The sequence below is a fragment of the Streptomyces anulatus genome (assembly GCF_000721175.1).
GTDB classification, from domain to species: domain Bacteria; phylum Actinomycetota; class Actinomycetes; order Streptomycetales; family Streptomycetaceae; genus Streptomyces; species Streptomyces anulatus_C.
Map to the genome: position 1 here is coordinate 161,212 of NZ_JOEZ01000035.1, position 8,259 is coordinate 169,470.

5 protein-coding genes and 2 pseudogenes are annotated in these 8,259 nt (G+C 74.4%); 3 read left to right on the forward strand and 4 right to left on the reverse strand.

Annotation, left to right across the window (positions count from 1 at the left end; all coding sequences use genetic code 11):
• Positions 1-7 precede the first annotated feature (7 nt).
• Positions 8-1,036, reverse strand: a complete 1,029-nt coding sequence (locus IG90_RS0132000) for a cytochrome P450 (RefSeq protein ID WP_030592488.1) — start codon at positions 1,034-1,036, stop codon at positions 8-10.
• A gap of 150 nt (positions 1,037-1,186) precedes the next feature.
• Here IG90_RS0132000 and IG90_RS46285 point away from each other — a divergent pair.
• Positions 1,187-1,510: pseudogene (locus IG90_RS46285) on the forward strand (FAD-dependent oxidoreductase); the annotation flags it as partial.
• Between the two features lie 122 nt (positions 1,511-1,632).
• On the opposite strand, the pseudogene IG90_RS0132005 reads toward IG90_RS46285, so the two are convergent.
• Positions 1,633-2,193: pseudogene (locus tag IG90_RS0132005) on the reverse strand (DUF1707 and FHA domain-containing protein); the annotation flags it as partial.
• 581 nt (positions 2,194-2,774) lie between these two features.
• On the opposite strand from IG90_RS0132005, the gene IG90_RS0132010 reads away from it, so the two are divergent.
• A complete protein-coding gene (locus tag IG90_RS0132010; RefSeq protein ID WP_030592492.1) occupies positions 2,775-3,686 on the forward strand; it encodes a GNAT family N-acetyltransferase in 912 nt (303 codons plus the stop codon).
• On the opposite strand, the gene IG90_RS0132015 is transcribed toward IG90_RS0132010, so the two are convergent.
• Together IG90_RS0132015 and IG90_RS0132020 are read right to left on the reverse strand one after the other, a co-directional pair.
• On the reverse strand, positions 3,658-4,788 hold the full coding sequence (locus IG90_RS0132015; RefSeq protein WP_033894814.1) for an alpha-L-fucosidase: 1,131 nt from the start codon (positions 4,786-4,788) through the stop codon (positions 3,658-3,660). The genes IG90_RS0132010 and IG90_RS0132015 overlap by 29 nt on opposite strands.
• Positions 4,789-4,802: 14 nt before the next feature.
• Positions 4,803-6,197 (reverse strand): GH1 family beta-glucosidase, encoded by a 1,395-nt coding sequence (locus IG90_RS0132020; protein ID WP_030592496.1) that lies wholly within the window; start codon positions 6,195-6,197, stop codon positions 4,803-4,805.
• A 213-nt stretch (positions 6,198-6,410) separates the two neighbouring features.
• Here IG90_RS0132020 and treZ point away from each other — a divergent pair, with 213 nt between their 5' ends.
• Positions 6,411-8,171: a malto-oligosyltrehalose trehalohydrolase gene (gene treZ / locus IG90_RS0132025; protein WP_030592498.1), complete on the forward strand. Its 1,761-nt coding sequence runs from the start codon at positions 6,411-6,413 to the stop codon at positions 8,169-8,171.
• Positions 8,172-8,259 lie beyond the last annotated feature (88 nt).

Consider the following 8,259-nt stretch of genomic DNA (forward strand, 5'->3'; position numbering starts at 1 on the left):
GTGACCGTCAGGACGGGCGTACCAGCAGGGTGCGTGGGCCGCGGGTGAGCAGGCCGCCCGCCACCGGGCGGAAGCCGTCGGCCCAGCGGATGCCGGGCATCGCCGTCAGCAGGGCGCGCAGGCCGTGTTCGGCCTCCAGCCTGCCGAGGAGGGCGGCGGGGCAGCCGGCCGGGCCGACGAGCAGCGGGTCGGCGTCGGCGCGCAGCGGGTCGAACCGGTCGGGCGCGCCGAACCGGGCCGGGTCGCGGCCCGCCGCGCCGATGAGGCAGGCGACCGGCGCGTCGGCGGGGAGCGTGCCGCCGCTGACGGTCACCTCGGTACGGGTGCGGCGCAGCACGATCTGGACGGGCGGATCGCGGCGCAGCGTCTCGGCCCAGGCCCGTCCGAGCAGGCTCCCGGCACCGCCTCCTGCCCCTGCCGTTGCGGCGGCCGGCAGGTCGGGGGCGTCCAGCATGTTCGCGAGGAACGAGGCGAGGGCGTGCTCGCGGAGCGCGGTGGGCCCGGCGCAGTCACCGGCTCCCCCGCCGGGCCGCCGGTGCGGGGCTGGCCGGGTCAGCGCGCTCAGGTCCGGGTAGGAGAGCCCGGCCGCCGCGGCGGCTGCACCGGCGGGCAGCCACCGGCAGAAGTCGGCGACCAGGTCCGCCCGGTCGCGCTCGGCGATCCGGCGGGCCAGGACGTACGCGGTCCGCTCGACGGCGGGTTCGGCGGCGCGGTACGGCACGGCCGACGGGACGCAGACCAGGCTGCCCCGGCAGAGGCCGAGCGGGACGGGGGCCCGGCCGCGCGGGGCCGCGTCGTGCGGGTAGCCGGTGAACCGGGGGTCGGTGAGGGCCAGGGCCACGTCCGCGTACCGGCTCAGCAGCCAGGTGCCGAGGCCCGGGTCGTAGCCGAGGGGGTAGTGGGTGCGGAGCAGGCGGTAGAGGCGCAGCCGGTACGGATCCGTCGTGGCGCCCGGGGCCAGCAGTCCCGGCTGCCCGCCCGCGAGCCGGTGCGGGCGGCGGGCGGCGGGCAGGGCGTCGGGGCGGTCGGCAGGCATCCCGTGCCCCCTGGAATCGGTGCGCCGGCTGCCGGCGCGCGTTCTCCCAGGGGACCACCGCCGGGGGCGCACCGCAGTCGGCGTACGCCCGTTCGGGTGAGGGTGCGGTGGGGGCCGGGGGCGTATCCCGGTGTCCGGGAGGGTGCCGGGCAGCTGGTGGAGGCCGCCGACCGGCTGGTACCGACGCAGGACTCGGAGGTGTCACGGCATCTGCTGCGGGGGCTGAAGAAGCGCGGCATCCGGGTGGAGACGGGCGCGGCTGCTGAAGTGGGCGGTGGTGGACGAGGGGGTGCGGGCCGTCGTGCGGACCGCCCGGGGCGAGAGCCTCACGGTGGCGGCCGAGCGGCTGCTGGTCGCGGTCGGCCGGGAGCCGGTGCCCGATGGCCTGGGTCGCGCGGCGGCGGGGCCGGCCACGGACGGGCGGGGCCATGTCGTGCCGGCCGACTGGCGCTGCTGGAGACGGCGGTGCCGGGCAGGGGGAGGGATCAGGCAGGCGGAGGGCCGGGGGCGTGCGGCGGCAGCTCGGGTGGGCGAGCGGCGGGCCGGGGCGCCTGCGGTGGCAGCTCGGGCGGGCGAGCGGCGGTCGGCCGGGGGTCCGGCGGGCGGAGGGCCGGGGCGGTGAGGCGGAAGCTCATCCGGCCGAAGCTGACCTGGTCGCCGTCCCGCACCGGGATGGAGCCGACGAGCCGCTGGCCGTTGACACAGGTGCCGTTGGTGGAGCCGAGGTCGCGCAGCACCCAGCGGCCGTTCTGCGCGGAGAGTTCGGCGTGCAGCCGGGAGACCGTCTCGTGGTTGAGACGCAGTCCGTTCGCCGGGTCGCGGCCGATGAGCAGCGGGTACGGTCCGGGCGCGGGGAGCAGCAGCTTGGGGAGCCGCTCGGTCTGCCAGGCGCGGCGCAGCCGCCCGGGGAAGGCGGAGATCCCGCCCACCGCGCGGACCAGGCCCTGGGACCAGCTGCCGCCGGCCTCCAGGTCGGAGGTGAGGGCCGAAAGCTCCTCCGGGCGCCGGGCGATCAGGGCGAGTTCCATGCGCCGCATGAACGTGTCGTGCGACAGCTTGCCCTGTGCCGCACCGTCTCTGAGCACGCCGAGGACACGATCGCGCTGGGCGTCCGACAGCCGCGCGGGACTCGTGTGGAACTCGAAGGAGGACGTCACGTCGACGATTGTCGGGCCGAGGGGCCCGGGGTGTCCAGACGAGGCGGTGTTTCCCTCCCGCGCTGACCTGCGCGGCTCCCGTGCGGGGCGCTTGCTGAGGTCTGCCGCTCATCCACCACGAGGAGACTCTGTGACCTTTGTTCCACCGCAGTTGACGGTCCGTCCGCTGTCCGGACCCGACGAGCTCGACCTGTTCCGCAGCCCTTCGTATGTGCTCGACCACGAGCTGGCCGACGACCTCTCCGGCGCCGCACGCGCGGGCGCGGGGCCGCCCACCGCCGCCAGGCCGCGCTCCGCAAGGGCCGTGAGGCGTTGCAGTGCCGGAGCCGCCGCCAGGGGTGAGGGGCGGGTGCGGGGGCCCGCCGGGGAGGGACCCGCATATTCGGTGGACGGTGGGCGCGGGGGAGGCTACGGTCGGCACCGACATCGGCACCGGTCGTGGAAGGAGGCGGGAAACGTGCGCAGGAACAACGGCACCACCATCCGCAGTACGTCACTTTCGCGCTCCCGCCCCGTCCGCCGGGCGGTGTCGGACCTCGTCTGACCGGGAGCGCGGCATTCCGTCCCCGGAGGACACTTCCATGACCGACACGGTCATCCGCGCGCTCACGCCGAGCGACGCCGCACTCTTCACCACGTTCCAGGACAGCGCCCTCGTCGGCCGTGCCGCCTTCGGCCACCGTTACACGTCGACGGCCGACGGCGGCGAGTACCGCCCCGAATGGACCTGGGTCGCCCTGCGCGAGAACACCGTCATCGCCAGGGCCGCCTGGTGGGCCGGGCCCGATGACACGGAGCCCGTCCTGCTCAACTGGTTCGACTTCGCCGAGGGGGAGGCGGAGGCGGGCGCCGAACTCCTGCGCCGCGCCCCGTTCGACAAGGAGTACGAGCTGATCGTGCCCGTCGGCTGGCGGGAGGACCCGTCCGTGCGGGCCGCCGCCGAGGCGCGGATCGCGGCCGCGACGGCGGCCGGCCTGAAGCCGCTGGTCGAGCGCTACCGCTATCTGTGGACCCCCGACTGCCCGCTGCCGGAGCGGCCGGGGCGACTCGTCTTCCGCCCCGAGCCGGACGACGCCGTGATCCTCGACGTCCTGCGCCGCGTCCACTCGGTCACGCTGGATGCCCACGCCCGCAGGACGATCGAGGGTCCCGGGGGTCTGGAGGCGGCGGCCCAGGAGGAGTTGGACTTCTTCCGCTGGTGCCCCTCGCCCAGGGAGTGGTGGAAGCTCGCGTACACGCCGGACGGTCAGGTGGCGGGCATCCAGGTGCCCGCGCACAACCCGTCCGGGCCGTGCATCGGCTTCATCGGGGTCGTCCCCGAGGCGCGCGGTCACGGGTACGGCTTCGACCTGCTGGTGGAGTGCACCCGCTTCCTGGTCGAGCAGGGTGCGGAGTCCATCGCGGGCGCGACGGACCGGGGGAACGCGCCGATGGCCGCCGCGTTCGCACGCGCCGGGCACCGCGTCACCCAGGAACGCATCCATCTGGTGTGAGCGCGCCGGCCTCCTCGGCGAGCCAGTCCAGGCGGAGCTGCTGCTCGGCGGGGATCGCCGCGTCCTCGCCGCGCGGCCCCACGTTGAGCAGCACCCTGCCGCCGTCGGCCGCCGTGTCCCGGACCAGTGAGGTCAGGGCCTCGCGGCCGATGAAGGCGTCCGGCCCCGAGGCCCGGTTGTAGCCGAAGCTGTGGTCGACGCCCCGGGTGATCTCGTACGGGTCGGAGCCCTCGTAGCGGGCGTACTCCGGGGTGCGGAAGTCGTAGACGGGCGGTGTGCGCGGGACGAAGCCCTCGCCCTGCGCCACCGTCCGGCGGTCCCACCAGTTGTACAGCGTCTTCGCTCCCGGGAGGTTCAGGCCCCTCCAGTGCGGTGCGTACGGCAGCAGGCGGTCGTTGACGACGCCCTGCGGGACGGTGAAACGGTAGAAGTCGACCAGCGAGCGGACATCGGCGGCGGAGGCGGGCCAGGCGATGTCGTTCCAGAGGATGTCGGGGCGGTAGCGGCGGATCAGCTCCCGCACCTGCGCGTCCGCGTAGGCGGGGTAACTCCCGCGCGGGACGGCGGAGAACATGTCGGCGGCGGTGCCGATGGGCCGGTCGTCGAAGGTCCAGTCGAGCCCGCCGGAGTAGTAGACGCCGAAGCGCAGGCCCTCGGCCCGTACGGCTTCGGCGAACTCGCCGACCACGTCACGTGTGGTGTGCCAGCCGGCGCGGTGCGGGTTCTTCGTCCCGGAGGGCCAGAGGCAGAACCCGTCGTGGTGCTTGGTGACCAGGACCGCGTATCCGGCGCCCGCCGCACGGAAGCTGCGGGCCCAGGCGGCCGGGTCCCAGGTGGCGAGCCCGTCCTCGAAGTCGCGGCCGAAGTCCGTGTAGGGGCGGGTGCCGTAGGTGGCACGGTGGTGGGCGGCGGCCGGGGAGCCGGGGAAGCGGAGCCCGTTCTCGTACCACTCCGCGTACGAGGTCCAGCCCAGCGGAGCCCGCCGGCCCGCCGCCGGGAGTTCGGCGGCGGGAACGTAGGGCGGGGCCCAGCCGGGGACGGAGGCGGGTGTCCAGTGAACGAAGATCCCCAGTCGGGCCCGGGACCACCATGAAGCGACCATGCCGGGAGTATTGATCATCGGGGCGGCGCCGCGTAAGTCCCTTCGGACGCTTCGTTCCGCTTCTGCTGCTTCTGTGCGCGGATCAGGTCGCGGTACCAGGCGTAGGACCGCTTCGGCGTACGGGTCAGCGTCTCGTAGTCGATGTGGACCAGGCCGAACCGCTGCGAGGCGCCCTCCGTCCACTCGACGTTGTCGGTGAGTGACCAGGTGAAGTAGCCACGTACGTCCACCCCGGCGTCCATCGCCGTGCGCAGGGCCCCGAGATGGCTCTCCAGGTAGGCGATGCGGCGGTCGTCCGCGTGCGGTTCCTCCAGGGCGCAGCCGTTCTCGGTGATGTACAGCGGCGGGAGGCGGTCGCCGTAGCGGGTGTGCAGAGCGGTGACGATCTCGGTGAGCCCTTCGGGGACGACGGGCCAGCCGAAGCCGGTCTTCTCGTACCCCTCGATCTCCCGTATCCCGAAGGGGAGTCCGGCGGGCATCGTGAAGCCGGAGAAGGTGTCCAGCGCCTCGGGCCTGGGTGCTCCGACGAGGGTCGGGTTGTAGTAGTTGACGCCGTACCAGTCGAGCGGGGTGGAGATGACCTTCAGGTCGTCGGCGACCGGGCCCGGCATCAGGGCGGCGAGGCTCTCGTCCGGGTAGCGGCCGGTGAGGACCGGATCGGCGAAGAGCCAGTTGGTGAGCGTGTCGTACAGCTCCGCGCCGAAGCGGTCCTCGTCGGTGTCGCCGGCCGTCCAGACCGGGGCGTGCGAGAGGGCGGCGCCGATGTGGTCCGCGCCCGCCGCGCGCAGGGCGCGGACGGCGAGGCCGTGGGCGAGGAGCTGGTGGTGGGCGGCGGGCAGGGCGTCGAAGAGCAGGGTGCGGCCGGGGGCGTGCTCGCCCAGCGCGTAGCCGAGCATCGTGACCTCGGCGGGCTCGTTGATCGTGATCCACATGGGGACGCGGTCGGCGAGGCGTTCGGCGACGATGCCCGCGTACTCGGCGAAGCGGTGGGCGGTGTCCCGGTCGAGCCAGCCGCCCGCCTTCTCCAGCGGGAGCGGGGTGTCCCAGTGGTAGAGGGTCGGGGCGGGGGTGATGCCGTGGGCGCAGAGCTCGTCGACGAGCCGGTCGTAGAAGTCGAGCCCGTCGGCGTTGACGGCTCCGCTGCCGCCCGGGACCACGCGCGGCCAGCTGACGGAGAACCGGAAGGCGTCGGCGCCGAGTCCGGCCAGCAGCGCGACGTCCTCGCGGTAGCGGGCGTGGAAGCCGGTGCCCCGGGTGGTGTCGGTGCCGTCCTTGATCCGGCCCGGCAGCGCGGCGAAGGCGTCCCAGCCGGAGGGGCCCTTGCCGTCCGCGTCCACCGCCCCCTCGGTCTGGAAGGCGGAGGCGGAGGCTCCCCAGAGGAAGCCGGGCGGGAACATCGGCACGGTCATCGCGGCCTCCAGCAGCCGTACGTGGGAGCAGAAGCGGTACGTGTCAGCAGAACCAGTAAGTGTGCGCCAAACCCGTATGAGCGGGAACCTCGCCGGGCAATGATCAGGACCAGACCTTAATCGCCGGTGGCGGGCGGCAACAGAGCCTGTCGCGTGGAGCGTGGAGCCCGCGCGCGCGGCCCGCGCGCCCCGCCCAGGGACGAGGAGTGGTGGATGCAGTTCGAGGTGTGGGCCCCCGGGGCGGACTCGGTCGTGCTGGAGGCGGCGGACGTCCGGTCCCCGATGGAGCGCGATGCGGGGCGCGAGGGGTGGTGGACGGCCGACGCGGAGGCCTCGGACGGGGACCGGTACGGGTTCCGGGTGGACGACGGGCCGCTGCTGCCGGACCCCCGGTCGCGGCGGCAGCCGGAGGGGCCCGACGGCCCGAGCGCGGTCGTCGGCCAGGAGGCGTACGCCTGGCGCAACGGGTGGGCGGGGCGGCGGCTGAACCGCGCGGTGCTGTACGAGCTGCACGTGGGGACATACACGCCGGAGGGCACCTTCGACGCGGCGGCGGCGCGGCTGGGCCATCTGGCGGAGCTGGGCGTCACCCATGTGTCGCTGATGCCGGTCTGCCCGTTCCCGGGCGTCAACGGCTGGGGCTACGAGGGCGTCTCGCTGTGGGCGGTGCACGAGCCGTACGGCGGGCCCGAGGGGCTGAAGCGCTTCGTCGACACGGCGCACGGGCTGGGGCTCGGGGTGGTCCTCGACGTCGTCCACAACCATCTGGGCCCGTCCGGCAACCATCTGCCCGCCTTCGGCCCGTACTTCACCGACACCCACCACACCCCGTGGGGCGCGGCGGTCAATCTGGACGCGCCGGGCTCCGACGAGGTGCGGGCGTTCCTGCTGGGCAGCGCGCTGGCCTGGCTGCGTGACTACCGGCTCGACGGGCTGCGGCTCGACGCTGTGCACGCGCTCGCCGACACCCGGGCGCTGACCTTCCTGGAGGAGTTGTCGACGGCGGTCGACGCGCTGGCCGTCGAGGTGGGCCGGCCACTCGGGCTGATCGCCGAGTCCGACCTGTGCGACCCGCGCACCACCACCCCGCGCCCGGCGGGCGGCCTCGGGCTGCACGCCCAGTGGAACGACGACTTCCACCACGCCCTGCACACCGCGCTCACCGGCGAGTCCCAGGGCTACTACGCCGACTTCGCCCGCGCCCCGCTCGCCGCCCTCGCCAAGACGGTGACGTCGGCGTTCTTCCACAACGGGACGTACTCCAGCTTCCGGGGCCGCACCCACGGCCGCCCGGTCGACGTGTCCCGCACCCCCGCCCACCGCTTCGTCGGGTACGCGCAGACGCACGACCAGATCGGCAACCGGGCGCTGGGCGACCGGCCGGCCGCCTCCCTCTCCCCCGGGCTCCAGGCGTGCGCCGCCGCCCTCGTGCTGACCGGCCCCTTCACCCCGATGCTGTTCATGGGCGAGGAGTGGGGGGCGCGCACCCCGTGGCAGTTCTTCACCGACCACACGGACCCGGAGCTGGCCGAGGCCGTACGCAACGGCAGGCGCCGGGAGTTCGGGGCGCACGGCTGGTCGGAGGAGGAGATCCCCGACCCGCAGGACCCCGCGACCCGGGACCGCTCGTGCCTCGACTGGTCCGAGCCGGAGCGCGAACCGCACGCCCGGCTGCTCGCCTGGTACCGCCGGCTGATCGCGCTGCGGCGTACGCTGCCCGATCTGCACGATCCCGACCTGGCCTCGGTGAAGACCGCGTTCGACGAGGACGCGCGCTGGCTGGCGTACCGCAGGGGCGATCTGCGGATCGCGGTGAACCTGGCGGACAGGCCGGCCGCCATCCCGCTGGGCTCCGGCCGCCACCGGCGCGTCGGCGGACGGGTGCTGGCGGCCTGGGGGCCGGTGGAGGCGCCGGGGGCGGACGGGGTGCTGCATCTGCCACCGGAGTCGTGCGTGGTGCTCGCCGATTCCTAATAGAGATGTCAAGCTGCCAGTGTGACGGGCGGTATTGGGCTGTAGCACCTTCCGTCACGCAGGAGTGCCCACAGAACGTTGACCCGGC

Bases quoted from the DNA above. Each gene is read 5' to 3' on its own strand.
- IG90_RS0132000 (WP_030592488.1), bottom strand. From the start codon at position 1,036: ATGCCTGCCGACCGCCCCGACGCCCTGCCCGCCGCCCGCCGCCCGCAC.
- IG90_RS0132010 (WP_030592492.1), top strand. From the start codon at position 2,775: ATGACCGACACGGTCATCCGCGCGCTCACGCCGAGCGACGCCGCACTC.
- IG90_RS0132015 (WP_033894814.1), bottom strand. From the start codon at position 4,788: ATGGTCGCTTCATGGTGGTCCCGGGCCCGACTGGGGATCTTCGTTCAC.
- IG90_RS0132020 (WP_030592496.1), bottom strand. From the start codon at position 6,197: ATGACCGTGCCGATGTTCCCGCCCGGCTTCCTCTGGGGAGCCTCCGCC.
- treZ (WP_030592498.1), top strand. From the start codon at position 6,411: ATGCAGTTCGAGGTGTGGGCCCCCGGGGCGGACTCGGTCGTGCTGGAG.